This window comes from Microcoleus sp. LEGE 07076 (assembly GCF_015207455.1).
GTDB lineage: Bacteria > Cyanobacteriota > Cyanobacteriia > Cyanobacteriales > Microcoleaceae > Microcoleus.
On sequence record NZ_JADEWV010000044.1, the window covers coordinates 14383 to 39514 of the forward strand.

A 25132-nucleotide genomic window follows, 5' to 3' on the forward strand; every position below is an offset into this window, starting at 1 on the left:
TGCAAACTGTCAACTGCAAACTGTCAACTGATTAATATGAATTCAAATGATTCTAAAGCGCCGTTATACCAGATGAATCCAGTCGGTCGATTTTGCGATCGCGCCGCCGATTATGTCAAATACCGCCCGAGTTATCCAGCCGCTGCGATCGAGGCGATTTTAGATGGATTCGGGCCACCTTCACAGTTAACAGTAGCCGATATCGGTGCAGGGACGGGCATTTCTTCCCGTTTGTTAGCAGAAAGAGAGGTTCGAGTATTAGCGATCGAACCCAATGCCGAGATGAGACAAGCCGCCGCACCTCACGCTTTCGTAGAGTTCAGAGAAGGAACTTCAGAAACTACTAATTTGCCGGAATCATCAGTTAATTTAGTAACTTGTTTCCAGTCTTTTCACTGGTTTAATCCTGTCTTAACTTTACCAGAATTTCGGCGAATTCTCAAGCCGTCGGGAAGGTTGGCTGTAGTTTGGAACCTGCGGGACTGCGCGGATGCGCTGACACTAGGTTACACTCAAATTGTTAAAAGCGCTTCCCACAACCATCCTGCCGAAAAGCGAGATAGCTCGAGCGAACCTTTGCTTGCGAGTGCAGACTTTACTAATGTGCGATCGAGCGAATTTGCTCACAAACAAGATGTAGATTTAGCAGGTTTGATCGGGCGGGCAAAAAGCGCGTCGTACATCCCCAAATCCGGGCCTCATTTGCAGAAAATCGTCTCGGATTTAACCGATCTTTATCAAGCTCACTGTAACGATCGCGGCTTTGTTTCATTGGTTTACAAAACAATAGTTTATCTGGGAAATCCTACGGATTGTTAAGTTTTTGTGCAATAGCTATAAATTAAAATTTTTGTGATATAATGCTGGGCAAATTGACGTGGCAATCGCTCGGCAAATTCAGGAAAAAATAAAGGCGATCGCACAGCAGCACTTGGTAATAACTCCATCTTTTGTAAGATGCTCAAACTAATCTCTTAAGATGAATCTATTTCTATTGATAGAGCCCGCAAAGATGTTAACATTTGTAAAATGAGCAAAACATCCTATCCCAGAGCTTCATCTATGCAAACGTATGACGTGATTATCATAGGAGCAGGTCACAACGGGCTTGTCTGTGCGTCTTATCTCCTCAAAGCCGGATATACCGTTCTTTTGTTAGAAAAACGTTCAGTTCCCGGTGGTGCCGCGACTACCGAAGCTGCGATTCCCGAATTACCAGATTTTAAATTCAACTTGTGCGCGATCGACCACGAATTTATCCATTTAGGGCCGGTTGTAGAAGAATTAGAACTGGAGAAATACGGATTAGAATATCTTTACTGCGATCCAGTTGCCTTTTGTCCGCATCCAGACGGCAAATATTTCTTGGCGCACGGTTCCGTAGAAAAAACTTGTGCGGAAATTGCCCGCTACAACGAGCGCGACGCTAAAAAATATGCCGAATATACAGATTTTTGGCAGCGCGCTTTAGGTGCAATGATTCCGATGTTCAACGCGCCACCAAAATCCATCATAGATATTGCCGGCAACTACGATATTGCTAAACTCAAAGACTTATTTTCGGTGATAGGTTCCCCAGACAAAACACTGGACTTTATTCGCACGATGATTACCAGCGCTGAGGACATTCTCAACGAGTGGTTTGATGAGGAATTTCTGAAAGCACCTTTAGCGAGACTCGCCTCAGAATTGGGCGCGCCTCCTTCACAAAAAACCCTTGCTGTAGGCGCAATAATGCTGGCTATGCGACACAATCCCGGGATGGCGAGGCCGCGCGGAGGAACGGGTGCATTAGTGCAAGCGCTGGTCAATTTAGTGAAAAGCTATGCGGGTGTTATACTTACCGACCAGCACGTCGAGAAAATATTAGTTGATAACGGCCGCGCTGTCGGTGTTCGAGTTGCAGGCGGCACAGAATATCGAGCTACCAAAGGTGTCATTTCTAATATTGATGCCAAGCGGTTGTTTCTGCACTTAATGGATGACAGAGATGTCGATGCTGCTGACCCGAATTTGCGGGAAAGATTGGAGCGCAAAATTGTTAACAACAACGAGACTATTCTGAAAATAGACTTAGCTCTCAACGAAATGCCTAAGTTCGATCGCTGGAACCATCGGGATGAATATTTAATGGGTTCAGTGTTAATTGCGGACTCGGTGAAACATGTTGAAATTGCCCACAGCGAGCCTTCTATCGGCAAAATCCCCGATTCCGATCCGTCGATGTATGTCGTGTTTCCGACGGTACGAGACCCGTCGATGGCTCCCCCGGGACATCATACGGCTTGGATTGAATTTTTTGCTCCTTACCAGATCGAAAATGCTGAAGGAACCGGCCAGCACGGTACGGGTTGGACGGACGAGCTCAAGAACAAAGTTGCCGATCGCTGCATTGACAAATTAGCAGAATACGCGCCGAACATTAAGAGGTCTATTATCGGCCGCCGCGTTGAAAGTCCGGCAGAATTGGGAGAGCGTTTGGGAGCGCTGAAGGGGAATTATTACCACGTTGACATGACGCTGGATCAGATGATATTTTTCCGTCCGTTACCCGAGTTGGCGAATTACAAAACGCCGATCGACGGTTTGTATCTCACCGGGGCTGGGACGCACCCAGGCGGCTCGATTTCGGGGATGCCCGGACGTAATACTGCTCGGGTTTTCATGCACTCGCAGCAGCCCTTAGCGCAGACTTTGGCGGATGCGGCTAATTCTTTGAAATCGACGGCTAAGTCGGTATTTCGGAGCAATTAGAAGCTAAGAGGGCGGGCATTCCCCGCCCTTATTGATTGACTGCTTTTGGTAAGCTTAGTTGAAAAATAGGGTGATTTTATGTATAATTAAAAGTTAAGTTTTAGATAAAAAGGAAATCCGTAAGCTGTTATGCACCCTGGTAATGATTGAAGAAATCCGCAATAAAATTGTTCAAAGCCAGTTTGAGTTCTCACAGCACGCTCTGAATCAAAGCATCGTCCGCCAGATCGGGGTGCAAGAACTGCGCGACGCTATTTCAAGCGGTGAAGTTATCGAAGATTATCCAGACGACAAATATGGCCCAAGCTGCCTGATACTGGGTTTTACCCTAGCAGCTCGACCTTTGCACATCCAGTGTAGTTATCCATCCCGCCCTTTGATAAAAATTATTACCCTATACGAACCGAACCCCGAACTGTGGATGAATTTCAAAGTTAGGAGAACTTAAAATGAGCAATGAAGTCTGGAACGAAACCCTAATCGAACAAAGAGTTAATTATACTCTGGAATTAGATGGAAATTTTATCATTATTGAAAATGTGCCAGCCCGATTGTGTGTAGAAACAGGAGAGCGTTTTTTCTCACCAGAAACAGTAGAGCGACTACAACAAATTATCGGGAAAGGAAAACAGCCAAGTCGCACGCTGGAAGTTCCTGTTTATGAGTTTGTGTAATTAGCGGATCGAGAGTCAGTGTAGGTAATGTCATCGCAACTTTTAAAAGATCGTTCTCAGGCTCTGGAGTTGCTTGAAATCGCCGACAGTCATCTAAAGTTGGAACAAATCGAGCAAGCTCAAGAATTTTTTGCGAGAGCTTTTCAGATAGCCCAAGCATTCCCAAATAACATTCCTAAAGCTTTGCCTAAAACCTCATTTTCTGTAAGAGAGCAAGTGTTAGATTTGTTCCTCCGCAGTTATGCTAAAGTAGAAAACTACGGCTCTGCTGTTCGGGTGGCACGAGGCATAGAAGATGAGGATTTTCAAGCTTGCGCGTTAAGTGCGATCGCGTCTCAAGTTGCAGCATCGGGACAACCTGACTCGGCTCTGAGTATTGCCCAAACAATAGAAAGTAACTATTATAAAGCTATGGCTTTGATTTCTATTTCTCGCAGCTACGGTAACACAGAACAAACGAGCAAAGCTGCTGAGGTATTGACTCAAATCATCAGAATTGCTTGGGTCATCAAAAACGATCCATATCCAGCTTGGATGTTAACTCATCTCTCCTACTATGTCCAGGAAAAATTAGGACAGTTAGATACAGCTTTTGAGATGGCCCAACTGGTAGAAAATGACAGTGACAAAGCCTGGATTTTAAATCGGGTCGCCAGAAAATATGCTAAAATAGGGCAATTCGATCGAGCCATCCAGATTGCTGAAATAATAATAGACAATGAGGAAAAAGAATTAGCTCTAGCTTGGATCGCTGATGAATATGCAAAAGCCGGACAATCGGATGCAGCCTTGAAAATTGTTGCAACCATAGATAATGACTGGAAAAACTCACCCTTAATTCAAATTGTCAAAAATTATGTCGCCGCCGGACAATTTGAACAGGCAAAGGAAATTGCAGAAATGATAAAAGATCCAGATGATGAGGATGAGAATGATTGGAAATGGGAGGCAATGAGGGATATAGCTGGCGGTTATGCTAAAGCGGGGCAATTTGACAAAGCACTTGAATTTGCAGAAAATTTAGAGAACGAATATCACAAAGACGAAGCGTTATGGGCAATTGCTTACCGCTATGCTGAACTAGGACAATTTGAGTCGATTATTAAAATGGCTCCAGCTTCTATTTCTGCCGGTGACGATCCATTAGCGGTAATCGCGGAATTGATGGTCTCCCAAGAATTAGAATGCGATCGAATTATAGCAATTACTAAAACCTTAGAGAACGAATTTGATCAAAGAGCGTTGTTAAGGTCGATTATTTATCAATATGCAAATACCGAAAATAATTCAGATAAAATTATCAAATTTGCTCGCTCTGCAACTGATGAATCAATCAAATATGTAGCATTGGAGCATCTGGCTAAAAGCTACGTGGAAGCAAAAGATTACGATCGAGTTTTGGAAATTGCTAAAAGCATAGGGCTAGAAAAAGTGAGAGTTACCTCTTGGAAATATATTATTCCTCCGAGCTGATAAAGTTAGTGATTTTCCAGAATAATTTTTGCGAGATAATTTTTTCAGCATGATGACGCATCAAGGGAAAACGAAGGGCGATCGAACGATCGAACTTAACACCTTTTCTAAATGGGGAGCATTTTTTGCCAAACTTGGAGCTGGTTCGCGCTCTTTCAAAACGGGCTGACACTCACAGGTCCCGGCCCCTACCAACTGTGACTGTCAACTATCAACGATCGACTGTTTATCAAAAATTCATCCTTTGTGCAGATGGAAATTATGACTCCAACAATGAGAAAATAATATTAGCGTTACCCTATTTTTAGCGATGACAAACCGAGTTTTGATTGTCGGCGGGCGGGGACGAATTGGCAACAGCGTTGCTCAAGACCTTGTTACCCACACCGACGCAGAAATTACTATTACCGGACGCGACCCTAATGGCTCTCTTCCACCAGAGTTGCCGCCGGAGCGATCGCGCTATTTAGCTTTAGATTTAGCAGACAGTGCAGCCCTGCACCAAGCTGTTTCATCCTCTAACCTGGTAGTTCACAGTGCCGGGCCTTTTCACTACCGAGACGCTGGCGTATTGAAAACTTGCATAGAAGCAGGTGTTAATTATACCGATGTCAGCGACAGCCGCAGTTTTACTCGCAGAGCCTTAGAATATCGGGAAAAAGCCAACAATTCTGGGGTAACAGCGATTATTAACACGGGCATTTTTCCGGGAGTTTCTAATAGCATGGTGCGCCGAGATGTCGAGCAGTTAGATACAGCAGAACAGATCCATTTGAGTTACGTTGTCGGCGGTTCTGGCGGTGCTGGTGTCACGGTGATGCGGACTACTTTCTTAGGTTTGCAAACTCCTTTTGAGGTTTGGATGGATGGCAAACTACAGCAGATAAAACCTTATACCGATCGCGAAACGATAGAATTTCCCGAACCCTACGGCAAAACAGGCGTTTACTGGTTCGATATGCCGGAAGCAATTACTTTGCCCGAAACTTTCCCCGTGAAAACAGTTATTACTAAATTCGGTACTTCTCCAGACCTTTACAATCACCTGACTTGGTTTGTTGCCAAATACTGGCCCGATAGCTGGCTGAAAAATCCTTCGGTGATTGAGTTTTTGTCTTATGTCAGCTACGGGATGACTGCTGTTAGCAATAATTTTAGCGGTGTTGGCGTGGCAGTGCGATCGCAAGTGACCGGCATCAAAAACGGTAAACCAGCCAAAGTTCGATCGACAGCGGTACACCCAAATGCTGCTACAGCTACGGGCATCGGTACTGGCAGCATCGCTCAATTGATGTTGGAAGGCAAACTGGCAAAACCAGGCGTTTGGTCGGTAGAGCAAGCTCTTTCTACCGAACTATTTGAAGAAGCTATAGAAAGCCGAAATCTGAACATAGAGCAGGTTGTTTTGTAGTTATAACGGGTTTTTACAGCTAGTTTAGATGTTTGGTAAACAAGCTTTCTATACGAACTGTTTTCGGCGCGAAGAATAGGCAGGACGGCTGTTTCATAAATGAAGAGAAAATATATAATTTCTCAGAAAGATGAGGTACCGTTGGCAAAACTGTTCTCCGTGGGCATACCTCACACCTAACTGAGAACCGCTATAGCATTTCGAGCGTAACATGAGGTGCCAAGCAGGCAAAACTGGCAAAACTGGCAAAACTGGGCATACCTCACACCTAACTGAGAACCGCTATTAACAGAAGAGAAAAAAAGAGTAAGGGTTGGCAATTGATGGGAAAACCGCTAGATGAGGTTTTTTGCAGGAATTGCGATCGCCCTTGATACCAATTATGGCTTTAATATCCTCAGTCGGCACAGGCGGACGAAAGTTTGACGGCAGACGCGGTTCCAACCGCTGACTCTTATCTAATCTATCTTTTGGTAGAAGTAATCTTAACGAGCAGGGGCCTAATATATTCGACATCACTAGAAACATCCCTTTTGGCTCGATCGACATAGGGTAGCTGCAACCAAGATTGCGCCTTAACCAAAGTTCTTGATGCGCGATCGCACTGAAGGGGCGACAACCACCATAGTTTTTGCGAAACAATACGAGGAGACGTTGATATGAAGCGGGTTTTAAAAGCTCTAGGGCAAACATTGAGTCAAAGCATTTTGCTGATCTGTACGCTGGCTTTCATTGGTTTAGTAGGTATAGCGGTAGCACCCAATCAGGCTGCTTACGCAGCAGGTCAATACAGCAGTCAGGCGCAACAGTCAGCTAAAATCACTGACCCCGCAGAAAGTTTCGAGGATCTCAATCCCCAAGCAGCTTACGAAGATATAGTCAAAACAGCTCAAAATCCTGCCAAGGTCGAGAAGGTTTACGACGAAAGTTTAAAGGAATACAACGAAGAACACCCGCAAGAAAACATTGTTCAAAAAGCTGAAGAGCTGATCGAAAAAGTCACGGGTCAAGAATAAATTAACAATTTTCTATCTAACTCAAGTTGCTAAATACGGAGCTTCGGTGAGGACACAATAGAGGATCGCTCAAAACTCGCTTGAACCTAATTATGTAAGGTGTGCAGCAGCGCACCTTATTTTTTTGTAGTAGCGTGTTCAACCACTTGAATCGATCGCGATTAGCATTGGAAGCATGAACTTGCGATGCTAATCGCGATCGATTCAGACCGCTTTTCGAGACTGTCGCACGCTCAATGATTCAAATATATAATTCCGATACAATTGGAAACGATATGATTCGTTCCGTCCAAGAGATTTTTCCACTTGCCCTTCTCGATATTTTTAAACTAACATATTCATCCTTAAGGAAGAGGGATAAATAGGCATTTAAAAGCTAAATTTAATCAGAGTTTCAGTCAGATAAAAGGGAAAAAATATCATGAGCGATGACAAAAAAACGATAAAGGAACCTGATGCTAACCTAGATCCGATTTCTGGGGAAACCGGAGCTCATCCAGTCGGAACCGGTATCGGTGCCGCGAGTGCGGGTGCTGCGGGTGCTGCGATTGGCGGTGCTGTCGGCGGGCCTGTAGGAGCTGTTGTGGGCGCTGTTGTGGGCGCGTTTAGCGGCGGTTTGGCGGGTAAAGGTGTCGCAGAGTCGATCGACCCTACAGTAGAAGATGCTTACTGGCAAAACAACTACAGCTCCCGTCCTTACGCAGACACGAGCGCGACTTACGACGACTATCAACCTGCATACCGCACCGGCTATGAAGGTTACAGCCGTTACGGCGGTACTGGTAAAAGCTACAGCGACATCGAAAACGATTTGCAGCGCGACTACGAAACAAATCGCGGTAAGTCGAATATAAGTTGGGAAAAAGCCAAGCACGCCACGCGCGACGCTTGGGACCGGGTGGAACGCGCTGTTCCTGGCGACATTGACAAAGACGGCCGCTAACACCGCCAGTCGATTGAAAAACTGACTCCACAGATGAATCTGGGAGTTTAACTCTTAGTCTCAAATTTTGGGATATCACCTCGCGAGCGTCGGGGTACGGTATCCGTTTTTTTGCGGGCGAGCAAGTATTTTTGGCTATTGGATGCACGCAAACTCGATCGTTCTGGATTTTTTACCCGCGCTGCTGAATCCAGCCAAGTGTTTAAGGTAAAAGAACAGGTTTCTGCATCTGGGACTGTTGTGGATATCTAGGACTATTTTCAACGCGAGTTTAGCGAAGTTATTGGGAATTTTGTACCCCTCTTTACATCGGGAGGGGTATTTTTATGCTATGGCAAAATCGCTTTTTTTAGGAAGCAAGATTTTTCCACGGCTGGTTTTCTGGCTGGGAGCGCAAAAAACTAACAAGGGAATTTGATCTTGATACTTTTTTTTGAGTGCAAGCTTTACAATTAAACTAATTCAGGACTGATTGCATTAATCGCATATTTCTGTGCTTGTTCGCGAGGCGATAAGCAATCCCAGCAGTGAAAAAAATAGTCGGTTGCATCAAGTCTTAGTATTGTTAAAAATCTAAATCCTCTGATTCAAAATCGGTATTACTTGTGGACGAAATGTTGGAAATAGCTTGGACGCTCAAGCAAAATTTAATTGACTTTGTGATGGATGCTGAGGGAGATTTGGCGGTAGCTTTGGAAGCTTTTGCAGCAGCTCGATCGACGGGCGAGCGCTATGATATTGCTCAGCAAAATCAGGTGATTGACAGTTTTACGGTTGAAGGTAAAGTCGGAGACACAACCCCGATCGACCTTTTTGTCGAAAGTCAGCCGGATTTAACCGAGATCGATATCTGTTTGCTAGAAAGTTGGCGGCACAGAAGTTTCACAGGCTTATTTGAAATTACTAAAATTTCGCCCGACAGCTTTGAACTGATGAACTGGCTGACGGCAAAGCACTACGCTGTCAAGCCCAACAGCGCTAATTTGCTGGCACAAATGTCTCGCTTGAAGTTAGGAGAAATTTTGGGGGCTCGGATTGCTCCCCTCACCGATGACTGGTGGATACTGTCGAGCCCTCCCATCCCGATGGGGAAATTGGGCAAGCCGAAGTTGGCAGTGGCGATCGGCAATTTCAAGCAAAATCACAAAAATAACCTCTACAGCGATGCGCCAGAATTGTTAGAGCAAGCTTGGCAGTCTGTAGAAGAGTACCACAAGGATTTTACCGAATTTTTTGGCAGCGACGAAGTGACGCTATCGGGATATCACCTCAACAAACAGTTGGCCCAATTTCAGGAAGCAATCACTAAAAAACGCCTAGCTGACATCGGCATCGATCAAACTAAATCTCTGGCGGATATTGTGGAAGATGCCGGAGTCGATCGAGAAGAAATCAAAGCAGCCGCAATCGCAGCAGCAGGCGCCGATGTTAAAGCCGTTGAGGTGGCGATCTACAGCAATGCTAGTTCAAAAATGGTAGCGCCGAAAGTCGAATTGCCCGATCGCTTCAAAAAAGCCGAACAGGTGACAGCACTTTCTCATCCCCGCTGGGGACAAACCTTTTTGTCTACCTACAGTCAGTTCACCGAAATGCTGGCTGCAGAAGACTTTTTAACCATTCCCGGTTACGAAAAGCTGGTTCGTAGCTATCTAGAAGATCCGGCAATTAATGCCGGGATTTGGCGGCGGTTAGCTCAACTTAATCCAGCCAAATTAGCACAAATTCTGCAAACTGTATTGCAGCGGACAGATTTTCACAGCGATCGCGATTTAGATTCTTTGCTGCAAGAGTTTAAAAAACCCTTAGAACCCGAACTCCCGGAAATCGCCAGCGTTCCCCTGCACCTGCACAACTTATTTCAAGAAGCTTTAGGCGAAGTTCAAAAGTCAAAGCCCAAACCGCAGGACAAAAAGAAAACTTCTAAAGGCTTTAAATCTTGATTGTTTACCCGCGAGATCGTCCCGAACTCGCGGGATTTGATTTGAGATTATCTTTGTTCGATCGACCATTATTCCAGTCAAAGCATCTTCGCGCCCGATCGGCACTAAAAACCAGTAAACCCGCCCCAACCCGCTCAAAACTCGGTCTTTTATTCACAATCGTGCCGCGCCGAGACTCACCCACCAATATCGAGATATAAAAATCACAACTATCTTCAGTAATATTACTTAGCCCAATATTTTTTCAAACTTTCTCGCATCACCGATCCCTTTCGCCCCAGGGAATTAGCATCGCCGCCAAGGCTGTACAGCTAATCTTGAAGATTTATTTATTTTGATACTTGACCTTAATCATGTGCTACACTTGCAAAATGAATCAAAAAAATTAATTGTCCCCAGTTTGAGCGCTTACCACAATGATCCAAAAAGTATTGAAGCATTGGGATGAGTTGCAGCGATATCTAGAGGAACTGCCTCCAGAGCAAAAAGCAATTTTAAGCAGCAAGACCAACCATTTCTCCTCATCTTTGCAGGAATTGTCGAGCCAGTTTATGTCACTTTTGTTAACAACAGAAGACCGCTATCATTTAGAAAAAATTAACCACAAGTTAGAACTAAAACTATCTCAGCAAAATTCTAAAATAGGCAATCTAGAGCAGCAGTTAGAGCGCAGCCAGCTACTTTACAAAAGGGTGACTAAGGCACTGACCCAAGGCGAATCCCGATTTAAAACTATCCTGAAAAACTCTTCCGAGTTAATCACAATTATTGAAGCTGACGGGCAGATCCGAGACCAAAATTCGGTGGCGCTAGAGCGGATTCTAGGCTACAAACCCGACCAAAGAATTGGTGTATTCCACAGCGATTTGCTCCACCCAGATGATGTACCTGCCTGGGAAGCATATTTTGCCAGATTGCTGAAACGGCCGGGGATTGCACCGCAGATAGAATATCGCAAACGCCACGCTAACGGTGACTGGGTGTATTTAGAAGTCATTGCTAACAATTTGCTGCACGATTCGTCCATCAACGGCATAATCCTCAATTCCCGCGATATCACAGAGCGGAAGCTCTCAGCAGCAGCTTTAGAAAAATCGCAAAAGCAAATGTTTAATATTTTAGAAAATATCACCTACGGCTTTTTGGCGATCGACCGCCACTGGCAGTTTACCTACGTCAATGCTAAAGCAGAGGATTGCTTGCACAAAAAGCGTCAAGAGCTTTTAGGAAAAAATATTTGGGAGCAGTTTCCCGACAGCGCTAAGACGATTTTTTTTGATAATTGTCACAAGGCGGTATCTCGTAAGGTTGCTGTTAAATTTGAAGAGTATTACGAGCCACTAAATACCTGGTTTGAAATCGAAGCTTATCCATCGGAAGAAGGTTTATCGGTGTTTTTTCAAGATATCACCGATCGCAAAAATGCCGAAAATGCACTCAAAAAAATCTACTCTCAGTTACAACAACAAACCAAGCTGCTCGATACCGTACTCTCAACTACACCCGACAGACTATTGATGCTGGATCGCTCCGGGCGATTAACTTATATTAACCGCGCCGGATTAGAGTTAACTCCGCTTTCCAAAACCTGCATTTTAGGCAAAACATTAGAAAAAATTTGCTGGCCGCCAGAACTCATTAAACTCCACAATAAATGCTGGAAAAATCTACTAGCCACAGGCCAAAGTTTAACAACAGAAACTGACTTTATTCATCCGCAGACAGGGCGCAGGAATTATTGCAGCTACATCTTTAGCCCCATCAGGAGTGCGGAGGGCTGCATCGTAGCAGTTCTCGTGACAAATAGAGATATTACTGAACTCAAAAAAGCCGAAGCAGCGCTGCGCGCATCCGAATCTCGCTACCGCATTTTATCGCAAATTACCTCAGATTTTGCCTATTCTTTTAACTTGTTGCCCGACCAAACCTGGGCCTGCGAGTGGATGACGGAAGCTTTTACTCGGGTTACGGGTTATAGTGCATCAGAAATCGCACATTCCGGTTTGCCAGAATGCAACTGGATTCATCCCGAAGATCGAGAAATGCTGCGGGAACAAATGCAGTCTCGCTCCCGCAGTTGCAAGGAAGTCAGCGAGTACCGAATTGTCACAAAATCAGGGGAAGTCCGGTGGCTGTGGGATTGCAGGCAAGTTGTGTGGGATGAAGCCGAGAATCGCCCTGTCGGTGTGTTCGGCGCTTGTCAGGACATCACGGAACACAAGTTAGTAGAGGCTAAATTGTGCGAAACTAATCAAGTTTTAGAAGGGTTAATTAAAGCTTTGCCGGTGGCAGTTGTCGGTGTCGATGCCAATACTTTGGTGACGGCGTGGAATCCAGCCGCGGAGCAAATTTTCCGATGGCAGCAGTGTGAGGTTTTGGGGCAGAGTTTGCCGATCGTCCCCAGCGATGAAGTTACTGATTTTTCTGTTATGTTTAAGTCAGAATTAGCCGGGGAATTGCAATTTGCCAAGGACTGTCGGCGACAGCGGAAAGACGGTTCGTTAATTGATGTCCGTGTCTCTAGTTTACCGCTGCGAAGTCCCCAAGGCCTGATTACCGGGACTATGAAGATATTTTCTGAGATTTCCGCCCCCAATGGCAAGCCGCACCAAACACGGAATATCAAGGGCAATTGCGACGAGTCGCAGCCATTTTGGGCGTCTTACGTCCGGATTCCTCACCTAAAAAAACTTTAAACAAGTAGGGGCAATCCCACGCATGATATCAATTCCGGTTGCACTACTCATGACTGTTGACTGTTGACTGTTGACGGGCGAGTCGAAAAACTGAATGGTTTAATGTTAACTGTTGAGTGCGATTTTATTATTCCGATGCAACCGGAAACGATATGAAGAGCCCGGATCGGGGGTAGGCACGGGGGGACTAAGGAATGAGAATTAAATAACCTGCAATCTTTATTGTTCTTGTGGGACGGGCGGGAGAGCCCATCCCACAAACTTGTCTAAATTATTTAATTCACGATCCTAAGCTATCAAATATCTAAACTGCATTAACTCGCCTTACCTTTATTTTTTACTTCTCGGTTCCATTTCATAATTAGTTCTGCATCATTTAACAATTTATTTAACAGGAACTCTAGTTTTTCAATGGATTCAAATAATCTATTAGCAACATATTCCTTTGTATCATTTATTATTGGGGCAATCCCACGCTCGCTCAACCCAACCTACAATCTACCTCGGCGGTTGAAACCGGGCAACCACAGGGGGGTTGCCCCAACACAAACTTTCTTGGGCCGACGCGGACTCAAGAAAAAGCGGCATTAAAGTGTATTTTGCTATGAATTCCTCACTACAAATATAGCGGTTCGATCGCGTTGTGAGGTATGTCCACCCAGGCCGGTTTGGCCGATGGCACCTCATATCAGAGATCGAAATGCTATAAGTTTTTTCAATCTTCAACTCGTCTGACAGCCATGCGTTGCAGCGGCAAGCTGAGGATGCTAGAAGCAGTCAACAAGTAAGAAAGAACAGTAGTCAGCTTCAAACTGAGCAACCACCAGCTATCCTCTGGTAAATGAAGTTTCAGCCCGAAAAAAGAAATGCAGTAGACTATCCAGTAAGTAAAGCTCATCTCGATCAAAGTTTCTTCGCTCAAAGTACGCTCGCCCGCCAGCTTCGACTCGCGCTTATCGCCCAGCAGCAGCAAACCCGCAATTGAAGCCATAAAAGAAACCATCACCACACTGTCACGCCAGTTAAGCTCAACCATTTTTAACTCCGCTGCGATCTGAATTTTTGGAATTAGAAATCAGTCTAAAGGATAAGTTTTCCTGCTCCCAACAATAGTTACAAATTGAAACAGCCGCATTTACAAATCGCAATGAAAATTCACCGCAACCGCCAGCAACAGCCTCGTTTAGTCAGCCGAAAAGGAGAATTCACCTTAAATATTGTTAAGTTGGGATTACCTCGGCTGCATTTTTCTGACCTCTACCACAAACTGCTAACTCTTTCTTGGCCACAATTTTTTATTCTGATTTGTCTCTCCTATGCAGTCACGAATTCTTTATTTGCTTTTGCTTACTTGGCGGGAGGAGATTGCATCGCTAATGCACGGCCTGGTTCTTTCAAAGATGCCTTTTATTTCAGCGTGCAAACAATGGCGACAATCGGCTACGGCGCCATGTATCCGCGCACGGAGTACGCTAATACTATGGTCGCCATTGAAGCGTTTTTTGGTTTGTGGGGAGTGGCAATGGTGACAGGATTGGCTTTTTCTAAATTTTCTCGGCCCACCGCTAGAGTGATCTTCAGCCGCGTAGCTGTAATCGCTCCTTTCAACGGCGTTCCCACTCTGATGTACCGCGCGGGAAATCAGCGCTTCAACCAAATTTTAGAAGCGCAGCAAAAAGCTACTTTGATCCTCGACAAAGTAACATCGGAAGGAGAATATATGCGGCGTTTTTACGATTTGCAATTGGTGCGGAGTCAATCTCCTATTTTTGCCTTAACTTGGACTGTTATGCACCCAATTGATGAGAACAGTCCTTTATACCAACTTACTGCCCTAGATTTGAGCGAGCAGCAAGCAGAAATTATAATTACGCTGATGGGAATTGACGAAACTGTTTCGCAAACAATTAACGCGCGACATTCTTTTGTAGCGTCGGAAATTATGTGGAATATGCGGTTTGTAGATATTATTTTGAGAACGCCGGATGGCGGGCGGGTGGTTGATTATACTCGGTTTCACGATGTGAAGCCTGTGGAATGAGACAAAATTTACGCAGCGGCTAGAAACCGGGTTTTTTGCGAAAATACTGCACTCCCACCTTGAATTTCAGTAAAAAACCCGGTTTCTTTGGTATCGATCCAGGAGTGCTATGAAAATTTTGATTTAGTCACTGCTAGAATACTTGTATGCCAAAACAAGCTAATATTTATGAGCTCAATAACTGCGAACATGACACTGAAAGAATTGCAACCCCAACTCCTGGCGTTAAGTCCAGAGGAAAAGACTCAAGCTATACAATTTTTAGCCCAAAGTTTAACCAACTTTTGGTCTGGAATTCAAAAGACTCCTGGAGTGTGCGGCGGCGATGCTTGTATCAGACAAACGCGCATTCCTGTTTGGGTGCTGGTAAATGCTCGCCGTTTAGGTATTTCTGAATCTGAACTGTTACAAGATTATCCGACTCTGCGTGCCGCTGACTTGGCAAATGCTTGGGCTTATGCTGAGGCATATCCTGACGAGATTGAAACAGCAATTCAAGAAAATGAGGATGATTAAAAAGTGGCACGTTTTTATGCAGATGAACAATACCCAAGGCGAATTGTGGAATTTCTAAGAACTTTAGGTCACGATGTCCTGACAGTACAGGAAGCAGGAAATGCTAATCAAAAAATTCCTGATGAAGAGGTATTAGCTTTTGCATTGAGTATTGACCGCGCTATTTTAACCCTCAATCGCCGTCATTTTATCAAGCTGCACGCATTACAACCCGACCATGCTGGTATCATTGTTTGTAAAGATGATTCAAATAGAGAGCGGCTGGCTGCGCGGATTAATGAGGCTATTTCTAATCTAGAAACTTTGAGAGGTATGCTGATTCGAGTTAACCGCCCATCGGTTGAAGATAAGTGATAGAATACATCGAGTATGAAATGAACTTGCACAGTTGACAAATAAATCCACTATCAATTTACCTAATTAAACATAAAATACGGCTCTCATAAAAGCTTTTTGTGCATCTTTTATTCCGTGTTCCATCTTCCATCTTCCATCTTCCGTCTTCCTTCTTCCTTCTTCCTTCTTCCTATGCGAATAATTCATACTGCTGACTGGCATTTGGGGCGGCGTTTTCGAGGGATCGATCGCACTTCTGAAATTGCGATCGCCCTCGAACAGATGTTGAAACAAGCCAAAGAGCTCGATGTCGATGCCGTGCTCGTCGCCGGCGACATTTTTGACGTACCCAACCCTCCAGCCTACGCTGAGCGCATTGCCTATCACTTTTTTTGCGAGCTCCAAGCAGCCGGAATTCCCGCAATTGCGATCGCCGGCAATCACGATTCCGCATCCCGCATCGACAGCATCGCCCAACTGCTTTCCCTCGCCGGCGTTCGCGCCCTAGGCAAACCCAAGCGTTCCGCAGACGGCGGCACGATTCATCTTAACACAAAAAACGGCAAACTTTGCGTGGGAGCAATGCCTTTTGCTTCCGAACAAAGACTGTTAGATGCTAATTCTCTGTGGCACTCCGGTGATGCCAACCGCCGCCAAAATTACCGCGAAATTGTAGCAGATTTACTTCAAAATTTAACCAGAGATTTTCGAGACAATACTGTGAATATGCTGATGGGACACATGAGCATTGACGGGGCGAGATTGGCAAAATCGGAAGTGGCTTATTACACGCGAGACAAATACCTGCACTCGTCGCAAACTCTGCCGCCGGAAGCTCAGTATGTCGCCCTCGGACACATCCACATTCACCAGCGGATTGTTAATAATTCCCCCGCTTATTATTCCGGTTCTTTAATTCAGTTAGATTTCGGAGAAGCCGAACAGGAAAAAGGATTTTGTTTGATAGAAGTTGAGCCGGGAAGTCAGGCAAAAGTAGAATTTAAATCTGTGGCTTGCCACAAACCGTTAAAAGTGCTTAAATGTGATAACGACAATCTTGATGCTGTTTTAGAAGCTCATCAATATCATCCTGGTTTCTTGAAGGTAATTGTCGATCTCGACAGCCCGCAAATCGGATTAGCCGATCGCGTGCGACAAATCTGTTCTCAAGCGGTGTCGATCGAACCGCGCTATCGCGATTCACCGCTAGAGCCCACAGAAATCACTAATATCGATCCCAACAATTTCGATCCGGCGACCGAATTCAGCAACTACTATCAAAACCGCTTGGGAACGACACCGCAACCCGCTGTATTGGAGGAATTTCAAAATTTGTACAATAAGTTTAAGGAAACACCTAATAGTTAAATTAGTAATTGGTAATTACTAATTCTTTGCCATTACTCCCGCTCTGCCGAACCAACTTGATAAGTGCCATAGCACTAGGAGAAACATCATTGTAAAAATTCCACAATCTAAAATCCAAAATATCAAATTTAAAATCATTTATGCGTCCACTAGAACTTTTGCTCGAAGGATTTACTAGCTTCCGCCGGGAACAGCGTTTAGATTTTTCTCAACTCGATTTGTTTGCAATTACGGGTGTTACGGGTGCGGGCAAATCTTCCCTGCTAGATGCGATGACTTACGCGCTTTTCGGCACGACAACTCGCAGCGGCAAACAAGTAAGCGATTTGGCTAGTCAAGGCAGCAAAAATTTAAAAGTGCAGTTGCGTTTTGCTGTGGGTTCGGCACAGTACCGGGTGACGCGAACCTGGCGTTTTCGTCCAAAAACTCCTGAAAATAAGGTAATTTTGGACAACTGGCAAAACGGCGAATGGGAAACTTTGGGAACGAGTATTGTTGCTGTTCAAAATACGATAGAACAGATTTTAGGAATGGATTTTGATACTTTTACGCGAGCAATTATTCTGCCTCAAGGCAAGTTTGATGAGTTCATTAAAGGAGATACTTCTAAGCGCCGAGAAATTTTGCGGCAGCTAGCGGGATTTGAGGTTTTTGAGAAGATGCGGAAGGAAGCAAACGAACTCGCAAAGTTGCTGAAACAGGAACGGGAAATGGTGGAAAGGCAGTTAGCTGAGTTGAGCGCGCCTGGGGCGGATGAGGTAACTCAAAAGCGCTCGCAACTCGGGATTTTGGAGCGGCAGTTACCCGAGTTAGAGGTGGCAGTTGTCAAAGCTCAAAAAACTTTAGATGAAGAGGAACAGCTATTTTCACAAATAGCTCGCCAGCAAGAGTTGCAACAAGAATTGACTCAATTAAATGCTCGTTGGGCAGATATTGAAATTTTAGCGCAGCGTTTAGAAAAAGCGCAAGCTGCCAATGGTTTGCAGGGAGATTGGGCTTTAGTGCGATCGGCTCGCAGTCAGCATGAAACTGCCGAAAGTGCCGCTCTATCCGCGCGGGAGCAATTAGTTAAAGCTCGCTGCGAGCTGGTAGCAGAGCAAGAGCAACTTGACGCTGCTAAAGCCAAATCAGAGGCGCTAGCGCCACAAATTAAGGCGCGCGAAGATGCTCTTACTGCTGCTAAAGTATATGAAGAACAGCGCGATCGATTAGAAAAAGAAGTTGCGCTAGCCCAAAAAAAACAACAGGAAAAACTCCGCTTTTTCAAAACAGCAGATAAAGAATTGCAAGCTACTAACACTAAAATTCAGAGTGCAGGTTTTCGAGTTACCAAAGCAGCGGTACTGCTAGAACAGTATTCGCCGGGAGGCAAGCGTTTAGATAAGTTGCAGCAAATTGCACCATTATTGGTGGAACTTCAGCTCGTTACCGAGCAGGAAAAAACCCAGCAGGAAATGTTGCATAAATCTCTCGCAGAAAAAGAACGCGCTCAACAGAATTACCTGGAGGTTGCCGCTAATTTAGTAGCGGCAGAAATCCGGCTCAAAGAGTGCGGGAACGAGTTAGAATCAGCGGAAACTGCTAATGCTGAAGCGACGCGTTTAGAGAGTGTTGCTGCTGTCAGAATGTCGCTGAATTCTGGCGATACTTGCCCGGTGTGCGGGGGAGTACATCCTGAGAGCGATTTGCTGCCTGCTTTGCCGAGTTCTAAGATTGTAGATGTCGTTGGTTTGCGCCGGAAAGTTGTGGCAGCAAACCAGTTTGTTCAATCTGCTCAAATGGCTGCTGCTGAGGGCAAAAGTGCAGTTTCATCCTGCGAGCAAAAACACTCAGAAATTGCCCAAACGTTGGAATTGACGGCGAAGAGAGTTGCAGAATTGCGGCAGCAAATCTCGGAAATTCTGGAGGATTATCAGTGGGAAATCTTGCCGTTGCAGCAGGAGTTGGCAATGCTTAAAGAGAGCGATCGCCAATACCGAGAAGCCGAGCAGCAATTCCAAATCGCATCGTTGGAATATGAAAACTTTCAACAAAAATTAAATTTTGCATCGACAACAAAAACTGCTAAACAGCAAGAATATCAAGAGGCGATCGCCGAATCCGACCGCCGACAGCAGCAGTTACAAAGTTGTGTCAATGCGCTTTATCAAATTACCGAATATCAACCCTATGTTAATTTAGCACAAGCTTTAGCAGCAGACAAGCAAGAGTTGGCAAATCTGTTGAAAGTTGCCGAAAAATCTTATCAACTTGCTCACAATCGTGCTATTCAAGCAGCAGAGAGAGAGCAACAAGCTGGAGAAGTTTTTGCACGAACCCAAGCCGACAAACAGCAGTTAACTGTGGATTGGTTAGCAAAATTAACAGCGGCTGATTTCACAGAAGAGACATTTTTAGCAGCGGTGACGACAGTTAACGAACAATCGCAGTGGGAAAATGCGATTCGTTCCGTGCGCGAGTCAAAAATTCAGCTAGAGACGCGGGCGAAGGATTTAAGCGAGGCGATCGCGGGTCGGACTACCGATGAAGATACTTTAGCACTTGTGCGAGCGGCAAAACACACCGCCCAAGCAAACTTCAAACAAGCCAACAACAACCGCGCCGAGCTCTTAGCGTGGATTCAAGTAGCAGCCAAAACCCTCGAACAAGCCGAAAGACTGTCACAGCAAATCACAAACTTCACAGAACAAGAGCAAACCTATCATACCTTAGCGCAGAATCTGAAATCCAACGAATTTCAATCATACATTTTAGAACATTTAGAAGCAGAATTGGTCGGCAGCGCCACCGTAATTTTGCAAGAATTAACCGAAACTCGCTACCAGTTAAAAAACCAAGAAGGCGAATACTGGGTAACAGATAATTGGAACGGTGGCGAAGCTAGGCGAGTCCGCACTCTTTCCGGCGGAGAAACCTTTGCTGCTTCCCTATCAATGGCTTTAGCTTTGTCAGAAAAACTGTCTCAAGGATCTCAGTTGGGCAGCTTGTTTCTGGATGAAGGATTCGGCACTTTAGATACAGAAACTCTCGAAAGCGTCACTCAAATTTTAGAATCTTTGCGGCAGCGAGAAAGGCTGATTGGAGTGATTACCCACGTTCGAGGTTTGGGCGAAAGATTGCCGGCACAAGTTAAAGTGTTCAAGTCACCGCAAGGTTCTACAATAGAAGTTGAAAGAGTTTAGAATCCACGGCGGTTGAAACCGCGTCTACACAAGCAAAACCCGCCTCCGCGGGTTGAAGACTAGGTAGTTAAAATTACGTTATTTTCTTCAGTCCGCAGAGGCGGACTTCCCTTTGGTAGACGCGGTTTCAACCGCCGTCTGCAAACAAATTTTATCCTAAAAACAGAGTTAAATTAAATGAAAAATTACCCGACTAGAATGCAATCGGTACAATCGCCAATAATTCCAGTAGTAGGAGAACTGATCCGCCAAAATCCAGGAACAATATCATTAGGACAAGGCGTAGTTTACTACAATCCGCCCCAAGAATCATTTGACAAAATCGCCGAATTTTTCGCAAATCCTGACAATCACAAATACAAAGCCGTCGAAGGAATTCCCCAATTACAAGATGCAATCGCAGCCAAACTCAAAACAGATAACGGCATAGAAATTAACAGCAAAAACTGCGTTGTCGTTACTGCCGGCAGCAACATGGGATTTACCAACGCCATTCTCGCCATTACTTCGGCCGGGGACGAAGTTATTATCCAATCACCTTATTACTTCAACCACGAAATGGCGGCAATTATGGCAAATTGCCGTCCCGTAATCGTAGAAACCGATGCTAACTATCAACTCAATATCGATGCTATAAAAAAAGCAATTACCGACAAAACGCGAGCCATTGTTACTATTTCACCCAACAACCCAACTGGCGTAGTTTATGCTGCTGAAGCACTCCGCGAAGTTAACGAAATTTGTCGCCAACACAACATTTATCACATTAGCGATGAAGCTTACGAATATTTTACTTATGAGGGTGTTAGACACTGTTCTCCGGCAGCTTTTCCCAACAGCAGCGAACATACAATTTCCTTGTTTACCCTTTCCAAAGCCTACGGTTTTGCGAGTTGGCGTATCGGATATATGGTAATCCCAGAACATTTGCTCGTTTCTGTGAGGAAAATTCAAGATACCATTTTAATTTGTCCGCCGGTAATTTCTCAATATGCAGCCCTGGGAGCCTTGCAAGTTGGTAGAGGTTACTGCGATAATTATGTAAGGGCGATCGCATCAGTGCGACAACTCGTATTAGACGAACTCAATACCATCCACAATCTGTGTACAATTTCCCCTGCCTGCGGAGCTTTCTACTTTTTCTTGAAAGTTGACACAGAACTCGATACAATGGAATTAGTAGAACAATTAATTCGTGAATATCGCGTAGCAGTGCTTCCCGGTACAACCTTCGGGATGGATAGCGGGTGCTACTTGCGCGTTGCTTACGGTGCTCTGGAAACTGAAACAGCGGCGGCAGGAATTAGCAGGTTGGTCAAAGGCTTGAAGACAATTTTAAAAAAATAAAATAGGAGATAAAAAAATGGTCGCTACCAACGTAAAAGCCAATAGGAATATCCAAAATACATCGGCATCAAAACTGGAACAGTTGCGTATTTTGATGGTCGATAATAATTTAGATTGCTATTTGATCCCAGCGGTTGACGAACACTTGAATTTATCAGTTCCAGCAGCCAAGCAGCGGCGAGCTTGGATTTCCGGCTTTACGGGTTCGGCCGGGGATTTGTTGGTTGGTAAAGATGCTGCTTGGTTGTTTGTGGATTCCCGTTATTACGAACAAGCAGAATTGCAAGTGGATGCTGCACTAATTAAAATCTCGAAACTCGGCTTAGAAGGAAATTTAAGTTTAATTGAAACCTTAGAAAAAATAGCGGTAGAATCTGCCCAAAAATCAACTAAGATTAGATTTGGTTTTGACCCGTTTACTGTAGCGACAGAGCAATATCAAAACTGGGTCAGAAAATTTGCAACTGCTGGAATTGAACTCGTAGCGATATCTGAAAATTTAGCAGACAAAGTTCGAGAAACAGCAGAGATTTTACCCGCTATTGACGAATCTCCGATATTTAGTTTACCAGTATCTCTGACGGGAGAAACCGCCGCCCAAAAATTAGCCCGAGTCAGGGAAGCGATGCAAAAAGCTAACATCGATGTACTGCCGATTAGCAACCTCAATCAAATAGCGTGGCTGTTCAATCTTCGAGGTTCGGATATTCCCCACATTCCGATTTTCATATCCTATGCCATTGTCACTGCAGATGCAGCGTTTTTGTTTACCAATCGCGATCGAGTTTCACCAGAAATCAAAAAAGAATTGTCGGCTGCTGTAACTTTGCTTCCCTATGCAGACTATCCGTCAATATTAGAATCTTTTTGCGTCAATTTGTCGAATAAAGTTCGGGTGCTATTAGACTCGAAACACAGCACCGCAGGCACGTACCAGTTAGTTTTAGGTGGGCAAAAAGCTGAAAATAAAATTGAAATAGTTTTCGCTGCGAATCCGGTAGAAGGGATGAAAGCTCGGAAAAATCCTGTGGAAATCGAGCAGATGAAATCAGCCAATTTTAAGGCAAGCCGAGCGAAAGTTCTGACTTTAAAGTGGTTGACAGAGCAGCTAGAAAATGGTAATGTATTGACAGAGTTTGATGTTAAAGAAAGCATCGAAAGTTTTTATCAGCAAGAAACTGATTTTCAGACTTTAACGTTTAAAACGATCGCCGGTGCGGGTGCAAATAGCTCGATCGTACATTACGGAACCCCAAGCCCCGAAATCACCTTAAAACCCCAAGAATTGCTGCTGCTAGACTCAGGCGCACAGTATCTAGCCGGGACAACCGACGACACCAGAACCATGATAGTCGGGGAACCGACAACGCAGCAAATCGAACACTACACCACAGTTTTGATAGCACACATCAACTGTGCCATGCAGCAATTCCCGAAAGGTACAACCGGATCGCAGTTAGATGCGATCGCCCGTGCGGTATTATGGCAACAACAGCTAGACTACGGACACGGCACCGGGCACGGAGTCGGCGCATTTTTAGCCGGTCACGAAGGCCCCAACGGTATCAGCAAATTTGTCCAATATCCCCTCGAACCGGGAATGGTAACAAGTATCGAACCGGGATATTACGAACCAGGCTGGGGCGGAATTCGCCTCGAAAATCTCTATGTTGTCAGGGAAATGCCATCAAAAAACGGCACGGCTTGGTACGGATTTGAACCGCTGACGTATATTCCGTTCGAGCAAAAATTGATAAATGTCGATCGGCTCTCAACAACTCAATTACAATGGTTAAACAACTATCACACTTCAGTAGTTGAGAAACTCTCACCCGTATTCGATGCTACCACAATCGCCTGGTTGAAAAAAGCCTGCGCTGCGTCTTAAAAAAAGCAGAACGATTGTATTATCTGACAACAGGTACCTTGATTTGGATTATAAATTCGCTATAAGCAAACGTCTTTTCAATCCAGAGCGACTGCTATATTGATCGTGAAGTTGTTGAAGCCGTTTTAAAAATTTAACTTTTTCGTTTTGATGATCCGCTAAATCTCGGAGTTTTAAAAGTAACGGCACTACTTCATCGTAAGATTTAGAAGTTCCTTTTTGAATCAGAGCGTCTATATCTTCCCAAGCTGCCGTTTCTCGCTTAGCCAAAGCTTCTAATTCTCTGATTCGTGCAGCTTTAGCTAGCTCTTTCTTTGTGTATTCTTCCTCTATTTCTGCCTTTTTTGCACTTTCTAAAAGCTGACGAATTGTTCGTTTACCGGGATTGTCATCTTGCTTAACTTCTATCATTCCTGATAATTTCTTACTCAATTCAACAGAGAGATTAGCTTCTCCTTTGACTAACCGCAGTAAAAAAGTATCGACTTCAGAACGAGCTAGTTTTTTGATAGCTTCTTTCATGCTACTTTCGGGAATTGAAGGTTTAGTAACACTCGCACTGATTGCAGCTTTCAGTAGATGCTCATCCACTTCAAAAATATCGATAAAAGCCTGTAACGATGAAGATAACTTACCGAAATTAGGAGGAACAGGTGGCTCTAGTCCTTCTTCTTCATCATTTGCATCATCATCTTCATCATCGTCATCTCGCTCATCTTCATCTTCGTCGTTGAGTTCATCAAGATAGGTAATCGCTTTCAGCCAAGCCAAATAAAGTAAACGATAATCTCCCTGCAAAATTTCCTGACGCGAACCTATCAAAGAGGATAAACTTCCTTCTCCCTCTATCCACCCATCAAAACCTTCTTCCTCGTTAATCGAAATCTCTAAAATGACAAAATCATTAATTTCTGAAACCTCAACTATATCTTCAACACAATATTTCCGCATCAGTTCAACATCAATCAAACCTTTGGGGAAACGAAACATTAGCTGTAACGATCCCCAATTAGCTATGTAAAACATAGCATCGAAATATTTGATTAATAATTGTTTTTCTTGGCCCGGAAAGTCTCCATAGCTATAAACAAAAATAGCTTTACTAGAGCTTATTTGCGCGCGACTAGAGAGTTTGCTGAGTGCTTCTTGTTCGGATTGAGTCAAACGTCGATCGACGCTTTGAAACTCGTAATATTGATATTCGCTCATTTTGAGTTATTGCAAGTACATAGAAGAGATATCAAATGCTTCTTCGTACCGTAGAAACTACCATTGCTGAACATACAAGGCTCGTATTTTTCACTGCTATAGGCGTAAAACCCCAGAGTCCAAGCTTCTTCATCACTAAAGTAACGCAGCCGACACAGGTGAAGGGGGGTATTTCGCCTTCGTTCTAAGTATTCTTCACGAGATACGCCAAGCTCTTTGCTGGGAAAATCTAGGGGGACATCAGGTTCTGTATAGGCATCAATGTAACAAAACTGACTGCGAAAGCGGATGCCTAGGCGAGTGTACTTACCAGCGTAGTTAGCAGCAGCATAATCGAG

General features: G+C 44.5%; 20 protein-coding genes. 17 read left to right on the forward strand and 3 right to left on the reverse strand.

Going from position 1 to position 25132, the window contains the following annotated elements:
* Positions 1–36 precede the first annotated feature (36 nt).
* The 10 genes from IQ270_RS10110 to IQ270_RS10155 all read left to right on the forward strand — a co-directional run bounded on the left by IQ270_RS10110 (position 37) and on the right by IQ270_RS10155 (position 12907).
* Positions 37–819, forward strand: a complete 783-nt coding sequence (locus tag IQ270_RS10110) for a class I SAM-dependent methyltransferase (RefSeq protein ID WP_193973092.1) — start codon at positions 37–39, stop codon at positions 817–819.
* Between the two features lie 243 nt (positions 820–1062).
* Positions 1063–2754: a beta-carotene ketolase CrtO gene (gene crtO / locus IQ270_RS10115; protein WP_193973093.1), complete on the forward strand. Its 1692-nt coding sequence runs from the start codon at positions 1063–1065 to the stop codon at positions 2752–2754.
* Positions 2755–2896: 142 nt separating this feature from the next.
* Positions 2897–3202: a DUF4258 domain-containing protein gene (locus IQ270_RS10120; RefSeq protein WP_193973094.1), complete on the forward strand. Its 306-nt coding sequence runs from the start codon at positions 2897–2899 to the stop codon at positions 3200–3202.
* Between the two features lies 1 nt (position 3203).
* Positions 3204–3428 carry a YgiT-type zinc finger protein gene (locus IQ270_RS10125; protein ID WP_193973095.1) on the forward strand — a complete coding sequence of 75 codons (225 nt, stop codon included), beginning with the start codon at positions 3204–3206 and terminating at the stop codon, positions 3426–3428.
* 27 nt (positions 3429–3455) lie between these two features.
* Positions 3456–4901, forward strand: coding sequence for a lipopolysaccharide assembly protein LapB (locus IQ270_RS10130; protein ID WP_193973096.1), 1446 nt, complete (start codon positions 3456–3458; stop codon positions 4899–4901).
* A gap of 310 nt (positions 4902–5211) precedes the next feature.
* On the forward strand, positions 5212–6312 hold the full coding sequence (locus IQ270_RS10135; RefSeq protein ID WP_193973097.1) for a saccharopine dehydrogenase family protein: 1101 nt from the start codon (positions 5212–5214) through the stop codon (positions 6310–6312).
* A gap of 659 nt (positions 6313–6971) precedes the next feature.
* The gene (locus IQ270_RS10140; protein ID WP_193973098.1) at positions 6972–7328 is read left to right on the forward strand and encodes a hypothetical protein; all 357 of its coding nucleotides are present in this window, start codon (positions 6972–6974) and stop codon (positions 7326–7328) included.
* A 421-nt stretch (positions 7329–7749) separates the two neighbouring features.
* Complete coding sequence (locus tag IQ270_RS10145) at positions 7750–8271, forward strand: glycine zipper domain-containing protein (RefSeq protein WP_193973099.1); 522 nt, start codon at positions 7750–7752, stop codon at positions 8269–8271.
* A 614-nt stretch (positions 8272–8885) separates the two neighbouring features.
* The gene (locus IQ270_RS10150; protein ID WP_228056232.1) at positions 8886–10211 is read left to right on the forward strand and encodes a hypothetical protein; all 1326 of its coding nucleotides are present in this window, start codon (positions 8886–8888) and stop codon (positions 10209–10211) included.
* Between the two features lie 416 nt (positions 10212–10627).
* The gene (locus IQ270_RS10155) at positions 10628–12907 is read left to right on the forward strand and encodes a PAS domain S-box protein (RefSeq protein ID WP_193973101.1); all 2280 of its coding nucleotides are present in this window, start codon (positions 10628–10630) and stop codon (positions 12905–12907) included.
* Positions 12908–13622: 715 nt separating this feature from the next.
* Here the strand turns inward: IQ270_RS10155 and IQ270_RS10160 are convergent.
* The gene (locus tag IQ270_RS10160) at positions 13623–13943 is read right to left on the reverse strand and encodes a hypothetical protein (protein WP_193973102.1); all 321 of its coding nucleotides are present in this window, start codon (positions 13941–13943) and stop codon (positions 13623–13625) included.
* 111 nt (positions 13944–14054) lie between these two features.
* On the opposite strand from IQ270_RS10160, the gene IQ270_RS10165 reads away from it, so the two are divergent.
* The 7 genes from IQ270_RS10165 (at position 14055) to IQ270_RS10195 (ending at position 23585) form a co-directional block, all read left to right on the forward strand.
* Positions 14055–14948 (forward strand): ion channel, encoded by an 894-nt coding sequence (locus IQ270_RS10165; protein WP_193973103.1) that lies wholly within the window; start codon positions 14055–14057, stop codon positions 14946–14948.
* A 189-nt stretch (positions 14949–15137) separates the two neighbouring features.
* Positions 15138–15464 carry a DUF433 domain-containing protein gene (locus tag IQ270_RS10170; protein ID WP_193973112.1) on the forward strand — a complete coding sequence of 109 codons (327 nt, stop codon included), beginning with the start codon at positions 15138–15140 and terminating at the stop codon, positions 15462–15464.
* A gap of 3 nt (positions 15465–15467) precedes the next feature.
* On the forward strand, positions 15468–15818 hold the full coding sequence (locus IQ270_RS10175) for a DUF5615 family PIN-like protein (RefSeq protein WP_193973104.1): 351 nt from the start codon (positions 15468–15470) through the stop codon (positions 15816–15818).
* Positions 15819–15992: 174 nt separating this feature from the next.
* Entirely contained in the window at positions 15993–17168 is a 1176-nt protein-coding gene (locus IQ270_RS10180) for an exonuclease SbcCD subunit D (protein ID WP_193973105.1), read from the forward strand.
* A 140-nt stretch (positions 17169–17308) separates the two neighbouring features.
* The gene (locus IQ270_RS10185; RefSeq protein WP_193973106.1) at positions 17309–20350 is read left to right on the forward strand and encodes an AAA family ATPase; all 3042 of its coding nucleotides are present in this window, start codon (positions 17309–17311) and stop codon (positions 20348–20350) included.
* Positions 20351–20527: 177 nt separating this feature from the next.
* On the forward strand, positions 20528–21697 hold the full coding sequence (locus IQ270_RS10190; RefSeq protein ID WP_193973107.1) for a pyridoxal phosphate-dependent aminotransferase: 1170 nt from the start codon (positions 20528–20530) through the stop codon (positions 21695–21697).
* 16 nt (positions 21698–21713) lie between these two features.
* The gene (locus tag IQ270_RS10195; RefSeq protein WP_193973108.1) at positions 21714–23585 is read left to right on the forward strand and encodes an aminopeptidase P family protein; all 1872 of its coding nucleotides are present in this window, start codon (positions 21714–21716) and stop codon (positions 23583–23585) included.
* 48 nt (positions 23586–23633) lie between these two features.
* Here the strand turns inward: IQ270_RS10195 and IQ270_RS10200 are convergent, their stop codons facing one another.
* Together IQ270_RS10200 and IQ270_RS10205 are read right to left on the reverse strand one after the other, a co-directional pair.
* On the reverse strand, positions 23634–24794 hold the full coding sequence (locus tag IQ270_RS10200) for a hypothetical protein (RefSeq protein ID WP_193973109.1): 1161 nt from the start codon (positions 24792–24794) through the stop codon (positions 23634–23636).
* Positions 24791–25132, reverse strand: a 342-nt coding sequence (locus IQ270_RS10205; protein WP_193973110.1) for a hypothetical protein, incomplete at its 5' end; no start/stop codon positions are given. The genes IQ270_RS10200 and IQ270_RS10205, both read right to left, overlap by 4 nt.

Bases quoted from the DNA above. Each gene is read 5' to 3' on its own strand.
- IQ270_RS10180 (WP_193973105.1), top strand. From the start codon at position 15,993: ATGCGAATAATTCATACTGCTGACTGGCATTTGGGGCGGCGTTTTCGA.
- IQ270_RS10145 (WP_193973099.1), top strand. From the start codon at position 7,750: ATGAGCGATGACAAAAAAACGATAAAGGAACCTGATGCTAACCTAGAT.
- IQ270_RS10140 (WP_193973098.1), top strand. From the start codon at position 6,972: ATGAAGCGGGTTTTAAAAGCTCTAGGGCAAACATTGAGTCAAAGCATT.
- IQ270_RS10190 (WP_193973107.1), top strand. From the start codon at position 20,528: ATGAAAAATTACCCGACTAGAATGCAATCGGTACAATCGCCAATAATT.
- IQ270_RS10150 (WP_228056232.1), top strand. From the start codon at position 8,886: ATGTTGGAAATAGCTTGGACGCTCAAGCAAAATTTAATTGACTTTGTG.
- IQ270_RS10155 (WP_193973101.1), top strand. From the start codon at position 10,628: ATGATCCAAAAAGTATTGAAGCATTGGGATGAGTTGCAGCGATATCTA.
- IQ270_RS10195 (WP_193973108.1), top strand. From the start codon at position 21,714: ATGGTCGCTACCAACGTAAAAGCCAATAGGAATATCCAAAATACATCG.
- IQ270_RS10200 (WP_193973109.1), bottom strand. From the start codon at position 24,794: ATGAGCGAATATCAATATTACGAGTTTCAAAGCGTCGATCGACGTTTG.
- IQ270_RS10160 (WP_193973102.1), bottom strand. From the start codon at position 13,943: ATGGTTGAGCTTAACTGGCGTGACAGTGTGGTGATGGTTTCTTTTATG.
- IQ270_RS10135 (WP_193973097.1), top strand. From the start codon at position 5,212: ATGACAAACCGAGTTTTGATTGTCGGCGGGCGGGGACGAATTGGCAAC.
- crtO (WP_193973093.1), top strand. From the start codon at position 1,063: ATGCAAACGTATGACGTGATTATCATAGGAGCAGGTCACAACGGGCTT.
- IQ270_RS10185 (WP_193973106.1), top strand. From the start codon at position 17,309: ATGCGTCCACTAGAACTTTTGCTCGAAGGATTTACTAGCTTCCGCCGG.
- IQ270_RS10120 (WP_193973094.1), top strand. From the start codon at position 2,897: ATGATTGAAGAAATCCGCAATAAAATTGTTCAAAGCCAGTTTGAGTTC.
- IQ270_RS10125 (WP_193973095.1), top strand. From the start codon at position 3,204: ATGAGCAATGAAGTCTGGAACGAAACCCTAATCGAACAAAGAGTTAAT.
- IQ270_RS10110 (WP_193973092.1), top strand. From the start codon at position 37: ATGAATTCAAATGATTCTAAAGCGCCGTTATACCAGATGAATCCAGTC.
- IQ270_RS10165 (WP_193973103.1), top strand. From the start codon at position 14,055: ATGAAAATTCACCGCAACCGCCAGCAACAGCCTCGTTTAGTCAGCCGA.
- IQ270_RS10130 (WP_193973096.1), top strand. From the start codon at position 3,456: ATGTCATCGCAACTTTTAAAAGATCGTTCTCAGGCTCTGGAGTTGCTT.
- IQ270_RS10170 (WP_193973112.1), top strand. From the start codon at position 15,138: ATGACACTGAAAGAATTGCAACCCCAACTCCTGGCGTTAAGTCCAGAG.